A 15,559-nucleotide genomic window follows, 5' to 3' on the forward strand; every position below is an offset into this window, starting at 1 on the left:
CTCGATCCGGCGCATCTGCGCCTCGCTCAGCAGAAACGGTACATCCACAATCAGCGCCTCCTCGACGCTGCCATTGAATCAACCAATCATGCCTCACGCAAGCAATTTAATAGGTCCTGAGCCTAGCTCGAGGGCAGATAAGGCCGCACGATCGGTCAATTTTGTTCCGGTGCGCTTCTCGCAATCCGAGCCATCTCGCGTTAGTCATGAACGCGTGAAAGGGCTTCTATGACAATACTCAGCCTTCAGGCCAAACAGGACTTTCTGGAAAAGGACGCGAGTACGCGCGATCCGATCAAGGCTATCGCGGAATTTGTCTGGAATGCGCTTGATGCCGACGCCACAGAAGTGCGGGTTACCCTGGACAAGAACGACCTTGGAGGCATCACGGCAATCAGGATCGAAGACAACGGACACGGCATATCTCCCGAGCGGGCCGACCACGATTTCGGAAATCTGGGGGCCTCTCACAAGCGCACCGAGTCGAGGACGCAGTCGCTCGAACGCGCCGTTCATGGGAAGGAAGGGCGCGGGCGGCTGAAGTTCTTTTCGCTGGCCCGCCGCGCAAAGTGGACGAGCGTGGCCGCAGTCGACGGACGGCGCGTTGCGCTGTCCCTTACCATCCAGGCAAATAATCTGGAAAAATGCGATCGAAGTGACACTTCCGAAACGGATGCGCCGACCGGCACTGCGGTTGAGCTGGCACCGCTCAAAGATACGCTTGACGTCCTTGATGGCACCGACGCCTTCAGACAGTTCAGCACGATCTTCGCCCCCTACATCCTCCAATACCCAGGCGTGCGCATCATTTATAACACGTTCGAGGTCGACCCTCGGATTACGATTCATTGCACGCACGACATTCCCCAATCTCCGATTATCTGCCCGAACAGGACGATCGACGATCTCCGGTTGAAGGTGATCGAGTGGAACGCGCCAACGGAAGGGCGGCAGATATTCTTCGGCGGCGATAATGGTATCGTACTGGGATCACAGGCCGCTTATGTGACGGCGCCGAACTTCGCCTATTCGGCTTATGCCTACAGTGCGTTCTTTCGAGAATTGGCCGATGCGAATCTGCTTGATCTTGAAGGCATCAATGATCCCGACTTCCTGCATGTGCTTGAACACATTCGTGGCAGCCTCAAGGACTACTTTCGCAAACGTCAGGCAGACGTCGCGAAGGGGCTGATTCAGGAACTCAAGGACGAAGGTGCGTACCCCTACGAAGGCGAGCCAGGCGACGAGATAGAGGCGCGCGAAAGACAGGTTTTCGACATCGCGACCTATGCAGTTTCCTCGCACTCACGTGAGTTTGCGCGCGCCGACAGTTCACTAAAACTGATGACGCTCACCTTCCTCAAGGAAGCGGTCAAACACAACCCAGATGCGCTTTCGCGAATCCTGCGGGCGGTTGTGAACCTGCCCAAAACGCAGCAGAACGAGTTTTCTGAGCTGCTCGAACGCACCGAGCTGGGCAACATCATCTCGTCGTCCAGCCTGATCGCTGACCGTGTCGCGGTGCTCCAAGTTTTGCGGACAATGGTTTTCGAGCCCAAGTACCGACAGACAGTCAAGGAGCGTGGTCAGCTCGATGCATTGGTGCGGGACAACACCTGGCTGTTTGGCGAGCAGTTCCATTTCACGATGCCGGAGGTCGGACTGACCAAGGTGATGGAACGTGTAGCCGAAGATCTCGGCACGAAGGGCAAACGGCGCAAGGTGACCAAACCTGACGGCAAGCGCGGCCGCGCCGATCAGTTTCTCGGTCGTGTCGTGCCGGGTCCCATCCAGAGCAAGCGTGAATACCTGATCATTGAGCTGAAGAGGCCGTCGTTGAAGATTGGCCGCAAGGAACTGGATCAGGTCGAGGACTACATGAATGCAATCCGTCAGCAGCCGGATTTCAGCCATACTGATACGACGTGGCATTTCTTCCTGATAACGAGTGAATATGACGATTCAGTCGAGGCCAGGATTTCGCAGTCAGGGCGCGCGAAGGGGATTGCGCAGGATGGTGATGGGTACACGCTCTGGGTCAAGACCTGGGCTGAGGTGCTTCGCGAAAGCGATGCCCGGCACCAGTTCATTCAGGACAAGCTCAAGATCGAAGTGTCTGACACGGATATCGAGGCGCGCATCAACGAACTGACCAAGGCCGTGATCAAGGCTTGATTGCCGGCCCTGAGCACTTTTTCTCCCTATCCGGACGGCCACGTGCGCCCTTGGCGCGCTCTCTGTCGGTCAACCAGACGTTAATGTCCGCAGGGTATAAGTTATGCAGCACCTCCGCTGACTGGTCATCCCTGTCTCGAGGCATCTTGAAATCAACGGATGTTTCGCATATGTGGGGGTTGCAGGGAGACCTGCAGGCGACTTGTCTGACCGCGTGTTTGGCAAGCGCCGTGGCTACCCAGGGCCGCAAAGTCCTGGTTGCCGGCCACAATCTCCCTCACCAATTTCAAGAGCCGTCCTTCGGGGCGGCTCTTTTGTTTTCAAAGCACTTCGATGCCGAAGCTGTCGCGAAGGCCTCTCGCATTCTGCTCTTCGGCAACTATCCATTTCCGCGAGTAAGCCACGACATCGGCGAGCTGGAGCAACCGTGATGCAGCCGAATCGAGGCGCACGATGCGGTTCACGCCTTTGAACCGGCCATCACCATGCCGGGCGCGTTCGAGCTCTTCCATGAAAAGCGGATGATCATTGTGCTGGTTGACGTCGGTTATGACATCGACATTCGCAATCGTATCCCGGCCGAGGACACCGCGAAAGCGCTTGAGACCAATCTTGACGATCTCGACAACGGCCTGTGCATACAGCACCGACGGCTCGCCGGCCTGGGCAACGAACTTCTGGTTCAGCATGATGACGTGGTCGCGCGGCGCATCAATCCAGAGCCGATGCAGGAGTCCCTGAAGATAGCCGTCGCTTAGATTGGCCGCATGAACCTCATTGGCATTGGGCTCGAGTAGATCGCTGAAGCACTTGTCGAGCCGCCCCGCTTCCCTGGCAGGCACGAACACCGCGCCGAGATGGAAGGAATCGGTCCCCGCCGTCCCGTACTCGTCGATAAAGAAAAGCACCTTCTTGTTGAGGCGTACAGCCATTCATTCGCCTCCTGCCGCAGGGGCCCCGAGCCTACGACGGCGGATTCCTGGGCGCGCCGCGGCCTTGCGGGCAGCACGTGCCCCTTCGGCCGCTTCGCGGAAATCCGGCTCGATTTCCGCCAGTTTGTCGACAAGCCCTTGAAGATCATACTCATTCGAGATCTTGCCGCGATGCGATGCTCGGCGCTCAATGCGCTGGACATAACCGGCTGCCTCAAGCTCAGCGATGTAGCGCTGCACCTGGCGCTCGCTGAGTCCCAAGCGGTCAGCCAGATCGGCCTTCTTGGGGAAAGGCTTGCGACCGGCATCCCACCAGAAATCGGCGAGCTGGATCAGGACCGCAAGCTGTGTCGGCGAGAGCCGCAGCCTACGCTGCGCTCGCAGCAGCAGTGATGGTAGAATGCAGAAGCCAAGCGCAATCACCTTAACGCCCCACTTCTCTTCCGATGCGGCCTTGCGTGAGGCGCGCTTCGCCGGTGGCTTTTTCGAAACAGATTTCGTCTTGTCAGTCATAGTGGTTCTCCGTATCCTGCACATGTGCCGAATTTACGGCTTAGACAAGATCTGGCGACCAGACATATATGACTGGAGGATACCAGTCAATTATGACCCCTAGTAGGGGGCCGAAGTGTCCTGTCTTAATAAGGACGCAGGGAAACTGGACAATCGGGAAGCGGATTAACCGAGTATCAAGGACCCCCCGTCCTGCATGTCTGGTCGGTTTCTAAAAACGCGGAGGGTCCATACGATCAATCCGCACCCAATCCCGAAAGCATGCGTCGATTCGTCCAAACCTCAGATTCGACCATGCTCGCCGGCAGACGATGACCTCGCCTGAGGTGTTCGCGTATCCAGCTTCACTCTTGCTCGGATGCCTGCCGGCGATCAGCGATAAGTTCGTCGGACAGGCTGGCTTCAGCAGGGACATGCGCGCGCAAACGTGATTGGACTTGGCTGAGCGTTCCCTCGGCGTAGCCATCGAATGCGTAGTCGTTGAGGAACTGGCGGCGCCACAGGTAGCCACGGTCGACTTCGCTCAGCCCGGCTTCGTCGCAGACGTCGCCCCACAGCCGGGTGATCGTCTCGATCTGGCCGTTGATCAGATCGCGCGCATCGCGGTCATTCAGCAGAAAATTCGGAGCCGAAAGGCGGCAGCTTTCCAGCAGGCTGCGCTTGTCCTCGCCATTCACCAGCATCGCCTGATTGGCTTCTCGGCCGTTACGCGGCTGCGGGCATATGTCGTAGGCTGGCGTGAGCGTGAGATTGGCGCCATCCCAAAAGGCGGCATGGTTGCGGGCGTGGTCGTCGGTATTGCCCGTCAACACGTTGAAGACCATCCGCCCGAACAGTTCGCGCAGGGTCGCTTGCGGATCGGTGAAGCGCGCGCGCACCATCTCGGCGAGATCGACATAGCCTGCATAGCGGGCCTGCATTTCCGAGAGGCCGAACATCGTCAGGGCGGAGACCATCGCCCGGCGAGTCCAGCCTGCACCGTTCCATTCGCGGTCGAAGCGGCGCACCAGGAGCACATCCTTGCCGCTCGCCTTGGTCAGTTGAACCGGCGCGACGTCGAGGCCCACTTCTGCCGCCACGCGCATGGCAACAAACTCGGCTTTCACCACGGCCATGGTGTCGTTGGTTGCGGAGAATTTGGCGATGAACTTGTCCTCGCCATCCTGGATCAATGCCTTGGGGCGTGCGCCGCCGATGGAACTCCCATGGAACAGCGCCTTGTCGAGAGCCGGGGGGATGGGTTCACCCCGTTCGACCCGTTCCGCTGCTTCCTGCAACTCCTCGAGCGTCGCATTGTCCTGCTCACGAGCCTGATACTGATCGGCCGAAGTCTGAAAATCGAGCGCGCCAATGCGGTCCGAACCCGAATTGAGCATGAAGGTCAGTTCGTCGAAATCGATACTGTTTGCCGCCTGGCCGCGGAGGCCAGTCAGACGGTTGATGATGACCCGGCGGCCCCATGCGTCCGGCGCGCCATCTCGCAGACACCCCGCCATGTCGAGCGGCGCGTTGGGCGCGATCCTGCCGCGCTGGAGCGGCAGCTCCGGTGCATAGATCGGAATGGCGGCGGCACGTTCGAGATAGGAACGACCATAGTTGAAGGCATAAACGCCACCGTCCAACTCGATCCGCCCGGCAATGACGGGCTCCAGCGCACCTGGCAGCCATATCCAGACGAAAGCTTCCGTGGCTGGCGGGACAGGGCCTTGAGCGGAGGCTGCGGGTTGAGGGCGATCAGAAGTCATCTTTCACCTCCGAACGCGGACGCCGCACTGACTGTGGCAGGAGCGCCAGCTTGTCGTTGACCCTGGAAATCTCGGGAGCGAGCCGCGAAGGCTCGTCAACGAAGAGCGGTACACCAACCAGCGTTGCAGCCTCGAAGACCAGCCCGATTTCTACCTTGGGATTTCCCTTCTCGATGAGTTGCAGCGTGCTGCGCGCGATACCGACCCGGGCCGACAAGTCAGCCTCCGACATCTTGCGTTGTTTGCGCGCGAGACGAATGAGCCCACCCATCATGGTCAGGGCTTCGCGCGTCACGCGCGAATAGGTGCGTGGATGTTCCGTCATATGAACCTCAATGCCGGTTATGGCGGTCATAAGGCTATTTCTCGACCGCGATAACGGTCAATATCATCAACTATGTTAAAAAGCAATGCAATGACCGCGAGGGCAGTCAGAAAGCCCATTCGTGGCGGTTATGGCGGTCAATTTCGTCCATGTAGGCAAAAGCTCAAGGTACTGGACACGCCAAGCGCCTGCCATGCTCAGTTGCAGGCGACCTTGGGCGCCGCGCTCGGCTCCCGCGCCTTTCCAAGACCTCGGAACTCCGCCGTTTCCCTGTATTTGCACGCCACGCTTCTACTACGACCGAAAGCTGTTGAACCGGGCAAATTTCTGGCTCTCTTAATCATCCCCAAGCCGGGGAGTGCTTGTTCTCCCCGATGAAACGGGGACCCGATGGCGGCTTCACACCATAATTCGCAAAGGTCGGCACGCGGTGCGCGCATGCTGCGCACGGCGCTCGGCCCCGCCATTGCCCGCCTGCTCGAAGACCCCTCAGTCGTCGAGGTCATGCTCAATCCCGACGGACGGCTCTGGATCGACCGTCTGTCCGAAGGACTCTCCGATTCCGGCGAACATCTCTCCGCTGCCGACGGCGAGCGCATCGTTCGCCTGGTCGCACACCATGTCGGCGTCGAAGTGCATGCCAACGCGCCGCGCGTATCCGCCGAACTTCCCGAAACGGGGGAGCGGTTCGAGGGGCTGCTCCCGCCTGTCGTCGCAGCACCCACCTTCGCCATCCGAAAACCTGCCGTCGCGGTCTTTACGCTCAGCGACTATGTGGCGGCCGGGATCATGGCGAGCGATCAGGCCGAGGCCTTGCGCTCAGGCGTTGCCACCCGCGCGAACATCCTGGTCGCTGGCGGCACCTCGACCGGCAAGACCACACTCACCAACGCGCTCCTGGCCGAAGTCGCGAAAACCGACGATCGCGTCGTCATCATCGAAGATACGCGCGAGTTGCAATGCACCGCGCCGAACCTCGTCGCCATGCGCACCAAGGACGGTGTGGCATCGCTGTCCGAGCTGGTGCGTTCGTCGCTCCGCCTTCGTCCCGACCGTATTCCCGTCGGCGAGGTGCGCGGGAGCGAAGCCCTCGATCTCCTGAAAGCCTGGGGAACCGGGCATCCCGGCGGGATCGGGACGATCCACGCCGGTAGCGCCATCGGCGCGCTCCGACGGATGGAGCAACTCATCCAGGAAGCCGTCGTGACCGTTCCCCGCGCGCTGATCGCGGAAACCATCGATCTCATCGCCGTCCTCGCCGGTCGCGGCGCCTCTCGCCGCCTCGTCGAACTCGCCCGCGTCGAGGGCCTGGGGCCGGACGGCGACTACCACGTCACTCCCGTCATCCCTCAGCCCGAAGAAGGAGCCTGCCAATGAATGCGCCTGTCCGTCGTCCCCATCGCCGCCTGACAGCGGCCCTGTCCGCGATCGTCCTCACCACGGTCATGGCGCCTGCCGCCCACGCTTCGGGCTCCTCCATGCCCTGGGAAGCCCCGCTGCAATCCATCCTCCAGTCGATCGAAGGACCGGTCGCCAAGATCATCGCGGTGATCATCATCATCACCACGGGCTTGACGCTGGCGTTCGGCGACACGTCAGGCGGTTTCCGCCGACTGATCCAGATCGTCTTCGGCCTCTCGATCGCATTTGCCGCGTCGAGCTTCTTCCTCTCGTTCTTCTCGTTTGGCGGCGGGGCGCTCGTCTGATGATGGGCGGCGGTGATCAGGGCGGCGAGATCGCGGGCTATACGGTCCCGGTTCACCGGGCGCTGACCGAGCCGATCCTGCTCGGCGGCGCACCGCGCGGTCTCGCTATCCTGAATGGCACGCTCGCAGGCGCCGTCGGCCTCGGCCTGCGCCTCTGGCTCATCGGCATCGGGATCTGGGCCATCGGCCATGTCGTCGCCGTCTGGGCCGCCAAGCGCGATCCGCTCTTCGTCGATGTGGTGCGCCGCCATCTGCGCATCCCCGGCCATCTTTCCGTCTGAGGGGGCACACGTGTTCAACCTGGCCGAATACCGCAACCGCAATAGCCGACTCGCCGATTTCCTGCCCTGGGCAGCGCTGGTCGGCCAAGGGATCGTGCTCAACAAGGACGGCAGCTTCCAAAGAACCGCGCAGTTCCGGGGACCGGATCTCGACTCTGCTGTGCCTGCCGAACTGGTCGCCGTGGCAGGACGGCTCAACAATGCCTTCCGCCGCCTCGGATCGAGCTGGGCAATCTTCGTAGAAGCCGATCGCCATGCCGCGGCCCACTATCCTGACTGCCGGTTTCCTGATGCGGCGTCGGCGCTGGTCGATGCCGAGCGCAAGGCCGATTTCGAGGAAGCCGGCGCACACTTCGAGTCCGCTTACTTTCTCACCATCTGCTATCTGCCGCCCGCGGAAGATGCCTCCCGCGCAGAAACCTGGCTCTACGAAGGCCGGGAGCATTCCGGGATCGAACCATTCGAAGCCCTGAGCGGCTTTGCAGACCGCACCGATCGCATCCTGCGGCTGATCGAAACCTTCATGCCCGAATGCCGCTGGCTCGATGACGCCGAAACGCTGACCTACCTCCACGGCTGTGTCTCGACCAAGCGGCATCGGGTCTGCGTGCCCGAAACGCCGATGTATCTCGACGCGCTGCTCGCCGATCAGCCGCTGACCGGCGGCCTCGAGCCGCGCCTGGGCGCGTCGCATCTGCGGGTTCTCACCATTACCGGCTTTCCGACGGCCACCACGCCGGGCTTGCTCGACGAGCTCAATCGCCTGGCCTTCCCCTACCGATGGGCGACACGCGCGATCCTGCTCGACAAGACCGATGCGACCAAGCTGCTGACGAAGATCAGGCGGCAATGGTTCGCCAAGCGCAAAAGCGTCGCCGCGATCCTGAAAGAGGTGATGACCAACGAAGCGTCCGTGCTCGTCGATACCGATGCGGCGAACAAGGCCGCGGACGCTGACCTCGCGCTTCAGGAACTCGGCGCAGACTATGCCGGTATGGCCTATGTCACCGCGACCGTGACGGTCTGGGATGCAGATCCGCGCGCCGCCGATGAAAAGCTGCGCCTCGTCGAGAAGATCATCCAGGGCCGCGATTTCACCGCCAGCCCGGAGACCATCAACGCGGTCGATGCCTGGCTCGGCTCCCTGCCGGGGCACGTCTACGCCAATGTCCGGCAGCCGCCCCTCAGCACTTTGAACCTCGCCCACATGATACCCTTGTCAGCGGTGTGGGCAGGGCCGGAACGGGACGAGCATTTTGCAGCGCCCCCACTGCTCTTCGGCAAGACCGAAGGCTCGACCCCGTTCCGGTTTTCCCTTCACGTCGGCGATGTCGGACACACGCTCGTCGTCGGCCCGACCGGCGCGGGCAAGTCCGTTCTCCTGGCCCTCATGGCGCTCCAGTTCCGGCGCTACCCCGGTGCCCAGGTCTTTGCCTTCGATTTCGGTGGTTCGATCCGGGCGGCGGCGCTCGCCATGGGCGGAGACTGGCACGATCTCGGCGGCGGGCTCACCGATGCCGCGCAAACATCCGTCAACCTGCAACCGCTCGCGCGTGTGCATGATCTGGCCGAAAGGGGATGGGCTGCTGACTGGATCGGCGCGATCCTGACACGCGAAGGCGTGGCAATGACGCCTGACGTGAAAGAGCACGTCTGGACCGCGCTGACCTCACTGGCTTCGGCGCCCGTCGATGAGCGGACGATCACCGGACTTGCCGTCCTGCTCCAGTCCAATGACCTGAAACAAGCCCTTCGGCCCTATTGCGTCGGCGGCGCCTATGGCCGCCTGCTCGATGCCGAGGCTGAATATCTCGGCAGCGCCACCGTGCAGGCTTTCGAGACCGAGGGCCTCATCGGCACCGGAGCGGCATCCGCGGTCCTGGCCTATCTCTTCCACCGGATCGAAGATCGGCTCGACGGATCGCCGACACTCATCATCATCGACGAAGGCTGGCTCGCGCTCGACGACGAGGGATTTGCCGGCCAGCTGCGCGAGTGGCTGAAAACACTGCGCAAGAAGAACGCCAGCGTCGTCTTCGCCACGCAGTCGCTGTCCGACATCGACGGATCGGCAATAGCACCAGCCATCATCGAGAGCTGCCAGACCCGGCTCCTTCTGCCCAATGAGCGCGCGATCGAGCCCCAGATCACGGCCATCTATCGCCGCTTCGGGCTCAACGATCGCCAGATCGAGATTATCGCGAGGGCAGCCCCCAAGCGCGACTACTACTGCCAGTCCCGGCGCGGCAACCGGCTCTTCGAGCTGGGTCTTTCCGACGTCGCACTGGCGCTCTGCGCTGCCTCATCGAAGACCGATCAGGCCGCCATTGCCAAGATCCTCAGCGAGCACGGACGCGAAGCCTTCCTCATTCAATGGCTTCGACTCCGCGGGCTCGGTTGGGCCGCTGACCTCGTCCCCAACCTTACAAATCAGGACAAAGCACCATGAAACTGCGCACCTCCCGCAGGGTTCGGCTCGTTGCCGCGCTGCTCGTCGCCCCGGTCGCCCTCACGCCGATGCTGGCCGCGCCCGCTTATGCCCAGTTCGGGTTCGGCGGGATCGTCTATGACCCCTCGAATTACGCCCAGAATGTGCTGACGGCGGCGCGATCGCTCCAGCAGATCACCAACCAGATCACGTCGCTGCAAAATCAGGCGCAGTCGCTGATCAACCAGGCGCGCAATCTGGCAAGCCTGCCCTATTCCGCGCTCCAGCAGCTCCAACAGTCGGTGCAGCGCACCCAGTCGCTCCTGAGCCAGGCGCAGAACATCGCCTACGACGTGCAGTCGATCGATCGCGCGTTCCAGCTCAAATACGGCAGCACGGCGATGTCGGCGAGCGATACCCAGCTCATCGCCGATGCTCGTGCGCGCTGGCAGAATACGGTCGGCGGCTTGCAGGACGCCATGCGGGTGCAGGCAGGCGTCGTCGGTAATATCGACACCAACCGCACCCAGATGTCTGCCCTGATCGGCCAGAGCCAGGGCGCGACCGGTGCATTGCAGGCGGCGCAGGCCGGCAATCAGCTTCTCGCGCTTCAGGCACAGCAATTGGCCGACCTTACCGCGCTCATCGCGGCCAATGGCCGGGCGCAGGCGCTTCAGTCAGCCGAACAGGCGGCAGCGGCCGCACAGGGGCAGGAGCAACGGCGCCGGTTCCTGACGCCGGGCAGCGGCTACCAGCCCGGCAACGCCAAAATGTTCCAGCCGGGCAACTGAGGTCAGACGATGGACGGCAAGACCCTCGCACGCATCGGCGCAGTCGTCTTCGTGGCCCTCGCGGTCACCGCGACTGCGATCGATATGAACCGCAGCGATGCAGGTCCTGAAACGGCCACAGACAAGCCGCCGACCATCGTCCGGCACGATCCGCTCGATGACCAGCTTGCCCGCTGCGCGCTGGCAGGCGAAGCAGGCGCCCATGATCCGCAATGCCTCAAGGCATGGGCTGACAATCGGCGCCGTTTCCTCGGGGCTACGCCTGTGCCGGATCAGACCTCCTCAGACCGGCCGGAGGTCCGCTGATCATGGGCGACACCGGCGTCATCGACCATTTTCTCGAGGTCTTCACCCGCTACATCGATGGAGGTTTCGGGCTTCTGCATGGCGAAGTCGCGTTCATCGCGACGACGCTGGTGGTCATCGACGTAACCCTTGCTGCCTTGTTCTGGTCGTGGGGCGCCGACGACGACATCATGGCGCGTCTCATCAAGAAGACGCTGTTCGTGGGGATGTTCGCCTACATCATCGGCAACTGGAACAACCTTGCCCGCATCGTCTTCGAAAGCTTTGCCGGCCTCGGCCTGAAAGCGAGCGGAACGGGGTTCAGCACCGCAGATCTCCTGCGCCCGGGCAAGGTTGCACAGACGGGCCTCGATGCCGGGCGGCCGCTGCTCGATTCCATCTCAGACCTGATGGGCTACTGGTCGTTCTTCGAGAACTTCATCCAGATCGCCTGCATGCTGTTCGCCTGGGCGCTCGTGCTGCTCGCCTTCTTCGTCCTCGCCATCCAGCTCTTCGTCACCCTGATCGAGTTCAAGCTGACGACGCTGGCCGGGTTCGTGCTCATCCCCTTCGGCCTCTTCGGCAAAAGCGCCTTCATGGCCGAACGGGTGCTCGGCAACGTCATCTCGTCGGGGATCAAGGTTTTGGTGCTCGCCGTGATCATCGGCATCGGCTCGACACTCTTTTCCGAATTCACCGCCGGATTCGGCGGGGCAACACCTACAATCGATGATGCCATGGCGATCGTCCTTGCGGCGCTGTCGCTGCTAGGCCTTGGCATCTTCGGGCCGGGCATCGCCAATGGCATTGTATCGGGCGGCCCGCAGCTTGGCGCAGGCGCCGCCATCGGAACAGGCCTTGCCGCTGGCGGCGTGGCCGTCGCCGGGGCTGCAGCCGCCGGTGCTGTCGCATCGGGCGGAGCCGCCCTTGCCGGCGGTGCGGCCGCCGCCGCTCGTGGCGGCGCTACGCTCGCAGGCGGTGCATCGAGTGCGTACAGCCTTGGTGCCGCCGGGCAATCGGGCGTTGGAGGCGTGGCTTCCGGTCTCGGCAACGTCGCCAGTACCGGGGCGCAGGCTGCGGCCTCGCCCTTCAAGCGCGCAGCATCGAAGGCCGCCGATAGCCTGAAATCGAGCTATCAGTCCGGTGCCAATGCCGCTGCCGAAATCGCGGGCGCCACATCCGATGTTGAACCGGGGGCTTCCGCTGCTGCAACCACCGTGCCTGCCGAGGGCCAGCCCGACTGGGCCAAGCGCATGAAGCGCAATCAGCAGCTTTCCCAAGGCGTTCAGGTCGCCGCGCACGCCGTCAAATCGGGCGACAGCCACGGCGGCGGTGCTTCTATCAACCTCTCAGAAAGCGACTGAGCCATGAGCATCTTCAAAAGGCCATCAACCCACTACGGCAAATCGCCCGAACCCGAGACACCTTACCAACGCGCAGGCCAGGTCTGGGATGACCGCATCGGCTCGGCCCGCGTCCAGGCCCGCAATTGGCGGCTCATGGCATTCGGCTCCCTGACCTTGTCGGCAGGCCTGTCCGCCGCGCTCGTCTGGCAGACCGCCAGTGGTTCGATCGTTCCCTGGGTAGTGCAGGTCGATCATCTGGGGCAGGCCCAAGCCGTCGCCCCCGCGACTGCCGACTATCAGCCAACCGATCCGCAGATTGCGTTCTATCTCGCGCGCTTCGTCGAGCAGGTCCGCAGCATCCCGGCAGACCCCATCATCGTGCGCCAGAACTGGCTGCGCGCCTATGATTTCACGACGCAGGCCGGTGCTCTCGCGCTGGGAGACTATGCCCGAGCCAACGATCCCTTCGCCAAAGTCGGCAAGACGCAGGTGGCGATCGACGTTTCCAGCGTGATCCGGGCTTCGCCCAGCTCGTTCCGCGTCGCCTGGGTTCAGCGCACTTATCAGGACGGCGCGCTCGCGGCGACCGAGCGCTGGACCGCCATTCTCACCATCGCCGTGCAGCCACCCCGCGATCCCGAGAAACTCCGGGCCAATCCGCTCGGCATCTACATCAACGCCATCAACTGGTCGAAGGAGCTTGGACAATGACACACCCCTCGCGCGAAGCCATGAGCCCGAGTGTGGGGTTCCCGGCTTTTCTGTTCGCAGCCATCCCCGCCGTGCGCAGATCTGCGCTGCCGCTCCTGTTGGCCACGTCCACGCTGGGTGGCTGCGCCACAGTGCAGAAGCCGCCTGCCATCAATTTCGACGAGGCGCCCGCAGCCATGCAAGCGGTCGAACCTCCGGCACCCGTCAGCATCGTTGAAATGCCGCAGGTACTCCCGCTGCCGGGACAGCTAAAGCCAGTCGGCAGGGACGGGCCGTCTACGTCCGACTTGGCCGATCCAGCCTCGCGCGTGAACGCCGCCAACGCCGCAGCGCGCATGCAGCCGGTCAAAAACGGCTTCATCAACGCCATCCAGGTCTACCCGTTCGTCGATGGGGCGCTTTATCAGGTCTATACCGCGCCGGGACAGATCACCGACATCAGCCTGCAACCGGGCGAACAGCTCGTGGGTGCCGGCCCCGTTGCCGCCGGCGACACCGTTCGCTGGATCATCGGCGACACCGAAAGCGGTGTCGGCGCATCACGGCAGGTCCACATCCTCGTCAAGCCGACGCGCGCATCGCTGATGACGAACCTCGTCATCAACACCACTTCGCGCACTTACCACATCGAGCTGCGCTCCACCGAGAAGACCTACATGGCGTCGGTCTCGTGGCAGTATCCGCAGGACCAGCTCATCGCGCTCCGTCGCCAGAATGCCGAAGCAAGGGCCGCCGAGCCCGTCGCGTCGGGCATCGATCTCACCCGCGTCAATTTCCGCTACGAGATTGCGGGCGATCGTGCGCCGTGGAAACCTCTGCGTGCATTTGACGATGGCCGCCAGGTCTTCATCGAATTCCCGCGCGGTGTTGCTCAAGGCGAGATGCCGCCAATCTTCGTCGTCGGCCCCGAAGGCAGCACGTCCGAGCTGGTGAACTATCGGGTCCGGGCCAACTACATGATCGTCGACCGGCTGTTCGCCGCCGCGGAACTGCGTTTCGGGTCCGGCAAGCGCCAGCAGCGGGTCCGGATCTCCCGGACCGACGGGAGGCCGGCATCGTGAGCGAACAACATGAACCCGGAAGGGGGAATGGGACGGTGGCGCAGGGTACTGCCCCGCCGGATGCGGAAGACGGCGACGGCGCGCTGCCGCTCGTCGGCGAACCAGTCGCCCGCATGCGACTGCGGCCCGAACCGCCCCGTGTAACCCGCCTGTCGCGAAGAGTCCTGGCCGGGGTTGGCATTGTGACCGGCCTCGGTATTGGCGGCGCGCTGATCTACGCGCTCCAGGTCCAGCATGGCGGCAAGGCGACCGAGGAACTGTACACGACGGATGGGCGCAGCGCGCCTGATGGCCTTGCGGGATTACCCAAGGACTACGGCGCTGTCCCGCGGCTTGGGCCGCCGCTGCCCGGTGACCTCGGGCGTCCGATTCTCAATGCCCAGAATGGCGGCCAGCCCGTTCCCGTACCGGGTATGGCGCCGCCGGCTGCCGCGCCTGCTGGTCCCGATCCGGAAGTCCAGCGCCGCCTTCAGGAATTGGAGGCCGCGCGGACGGCTCGCCTGTTCTCTGCCTCTCAGGCGGTGTCTGGCAACGCGGCTCCCCCGGTGGTGACGGCACCAGGCACGACGGATCTGGTCGGACTGGGCCTCACACCGCAGCCGGCCACACCCACAGCGCAGGACCGGCAACTGGCTTTCCTGGGGCAAACGCCTGACAAGCGCACGGTTGCGCCAGACCGGATCGCAGCGCCAGCCTCCGCGAACGTCCTTCAAGCCGGCGCGGTCATTCCCGCTGCCCTGATAACGGGCATCCGCTCGGATGTGCCAGGCCAGATCACGGCGCAGGTCACGCAGAACGTCTATGACAGCCCCACCGGTCGCATCCTCTTGGTGCCCCAGGGAACCCGGATCATCGGCCAGTATGACAACGGCGTCGGTTTCGGCCAGCGCAGGGTCTTGCTGGTCTGGAATCGCCTCATCATGCCCGATGGCCGTTCCATCGTCCTTGAACGGCAACCTGGCGCCAATGCAGAGGGCTATGCGGGACTGGAAGACGGCGTCGATTTCCATTGGGGCGAGATGTTCAAGGCTGCGGCGCTTTCGACGCTGCTTTCGGTGGGCGCCGAGGCAGGAACCAGCCAGAACGAGAGCAGCCTGGTGCAGGCGCTGCGCTCCGGGGCCTCGAACAGCATCAGCCAGACCGGCCAGCAAATCGTCAGCCGCCAGCTCGGCATCGCGCCTACTCTGACCATCAGGCCCGGATTCCCGGTCCGGGTGATGGTCACGCGCGACCTCGTGCTCGAACCCTACGGAGGCTGAG

General features: G+C 63.0%; 15 protein-coding genes. 11 read left to right on the plus strand and 4 right to left on the minus strand.

Annotated elements, in window-relative coordinates:
- Nucleotides 1-228: 228 nt before the first annotated feature.
- Nucleotides 229-2,175, plus strand: coding sequence for an ATP-binding protein (locus tag ACFOD9_RS14390; protein ID WP_379510825.1), 1,947 nt, complete (start codon nucleotides 229-231; stop codon nucleotides 2,173-2,175).
- A 320-nt stretch (nucleotides 2,176-2,495) separates the two neighbouring features.
- Here ACFOD9_RS14390 and ACFOD9_RS14395 read toward each other — a convergent pair whose 3' ends face one another.
- The 4 genes from ACFOD9_RS14395 to ACFOD9_RS14410 form a co-directional block, all read right to left on the minus strand.
- On the minus strand, nucleotides 2,496-3,107 hold the full coding sequence (locus tag ACFOD9_RS14395; protein WP_379510826.1) for a DUF3800 domain-containing protein: 612 nt from the start codon (nucleotides 3,105-3,107) through the stop codon (nucleotides 2,496-2,498).
- Nucleotides 3,108-3,620 carry a helix-turn-helix domain-containing protein gene (locus tag ACFOD9_RS14400; RefSeq protein ID WP_379510827.1) on the minus strand — a complete coding sequence of 171 codons (513 nt, stop codon included), beginning with the start codon at nucleotides 3,618-3,620 and terminating at the stop codon, nucleotides 3,108-3,110.
- Nucleotides 3,621-3,964: 344 nt separating this feature from the next.
- Entirely contained in the window at nucleotides 3,965-5,365 is a 1,401-nt protein-coding gene (locus ACFOD9_RS14405; protein WP_379510828.1) for a type II toxin-antitoxin system HipA family toxin, read from the minus strand.
- Entirely contained in the window at nucleotides 5,355-5,720 is a 366-nt protein-coding gene (locus ACFOD9_RS14410; RefSeq protein ID WP_379510829.1) for a helix-turn-helix transcriptional regulator, read from the minus strand. The genes ACFOD9_RS14405 and ACFOD9_RS14410 overlap by 11 nt, the downstream gene beginning before the upstream one ends.
- A 360-nt stretch (nucleotides 5,721-6,080) precedes the next feature.
- Here ACFOD9_RS14410 and trbB point away from each other — a divergent pair, with 360 nt between their 5' ends.
- The 10 genes from trbB to ACFOD9_RS14460 all read left to right on the plus strand — a co-directional run bounded on the left by trbB (nucleotide 6,081) and on the right by ACFOD9_RS14460 (nucleotide 15,558).
- Nucleotides 6,081-7,067 (plus strand): P-type conjugative transfer ATPase TrbB, encoded by a 987-nt coding sequence (gene trbB / locus ACFOD9_RS14415; RefSeq protein WP_379510830.1) that lies wholly within the window; start codon nucleotides 6,081-6,083, stop codon nucleotides 7,065-7,067.
- Nucleotides 7,064-7,396 carry a TrbC/VirB2 family protein gene (locus tag ACFOD9_RS14420; protein WP_379510831.1) on the plus strand — a complete coding sequence of 111 codons (333 nt, stop codon included), beginning with the start codon at nucleotides 7,064-7,066 and terminating at the stop codon, nucleotides 7,394-7,396. Before trbB ends, ACFOD9_RS14420 begins: the two co-directional genes overlap by 4 nt.
- Complete coding sequence (locus tag ACFOD9_RS14425) at nucleotides 7,396-7,677, plus strand: VirB3 family type IV secretion system protein (RefSeq protein ID WP_379510832.1); 282 nt, start codon at nucleotides 7,396-7,398, stop codon at nucleotides 7,675-7,677. Before ACFOD9_RS14420 ends, ACFOD9_RS14425 begins: the two co-directional genes overlap by 1 nt.
- Nucleotides 7,678-7,687: 10 nt before the next feature.
- Entirely contained in the window at nucleotides 7,688-10,126 is a 2,439-nt protein-coding gene (gene trbE, locus ACFOD9_RS14430) for a conjugal transfer protein TrbE (RefSeq protein WP_379510833.1), read from the plus strand.
- On the plus strand, nucleotides 10,123-10,896 hold the full coding sequence (gene trbJ / locus ACFOD9_RS14435; RefSeq protein WP_379510834.1) for a P-type conjugative transfer protein TrbJ: 774 nt from the start codon (nucleotides 10,123-10,125) through the stop codon (nucleotides 10,894-10,896). The genes trbE and trbJ overlap by 4 nt, the downstream gene beginning before the upstream one ends.
- 9 nt (nucleotides 10,897-10,905) lie before the next feature.
- Nucleotides 10,906-11,202: a putative entry exclusion protein TrbK-alt gene (gene trbK-alt, locus ACFOD9_RS14440; RefSeq protein ID WP_379510835.1), complete on the plus strand. Its 297-nt coding sequence runs from the start codon at nucleotides 10,906-10,908 to the stop codon at nucleotides 11,200-11,202.
- A 2-nt stretch (nucleotides 11,203-11,204) separates the two neighbouring features.
- On the plus strand, nucleotides 11,205-12,545 hold the full coding sequence (gene trbL / locus ACFOD9_RS14445; protein ID WP_379510836.1) for a P-type conjugative transfer protein TrbL: 1,341 nt from the start codon (nucleotides 11,205-11,207) through the stop codon (nucleotides 12,543-12,545).
- A gap of 9 nt (nucleotides 12,546-12,554) precedes the next feature.
- Complete coding sequence (trbF, locus tag ACFOD9_RS14450; RefSeq protein WP_449290027.1) at nucleotides 12,555-13,238, plus strand: conjugal transfer protein TrbF; 684 nt, start codon at nucleotides 12,555-12,557, stop codon at nucleotides 13,236-13,238.
- A complete protein-coding gene (trbG, locus tag ACFOD9_RS14455; RefSeq protein WP_379510838.1) occupies nucleotides 13,235-14,299 on the plus strand; it encodes a P-type conjugative transfer protein TrbG in 1,065 nt (354 codons plus the stop codon). Before trbF ends, trbG begins: the two co-directional genes overlap by 4 nt.
- Before the next feature lie 113 nt (nucleotides 14,300-14,412).
- A complete protein-coding gene (locus ACFOD9_RS14460; RefSeq protein ID WP_379510891.1) occupies nucleotides 14,413-15,558 on the plus strand; it encodes a TrbI/VirB10 family protein in 1,146 nt (381 codons plus the stop codon).
- The last annotated feature ends 1 nt before the right edge of the window (nucleotide 15,559 follow it).

Source organism: Novosphingobium bradum (assembly GCF_042646485.1).
In the GTDB taxonomy this organism is placed as follows: domain Bacteria; phylum Pseudomonadota; class Alphaproteobacteria; order Sphingomonadales; family Sphingomonadaceae; genus Novosphingobium; species Novosphingobium bradum.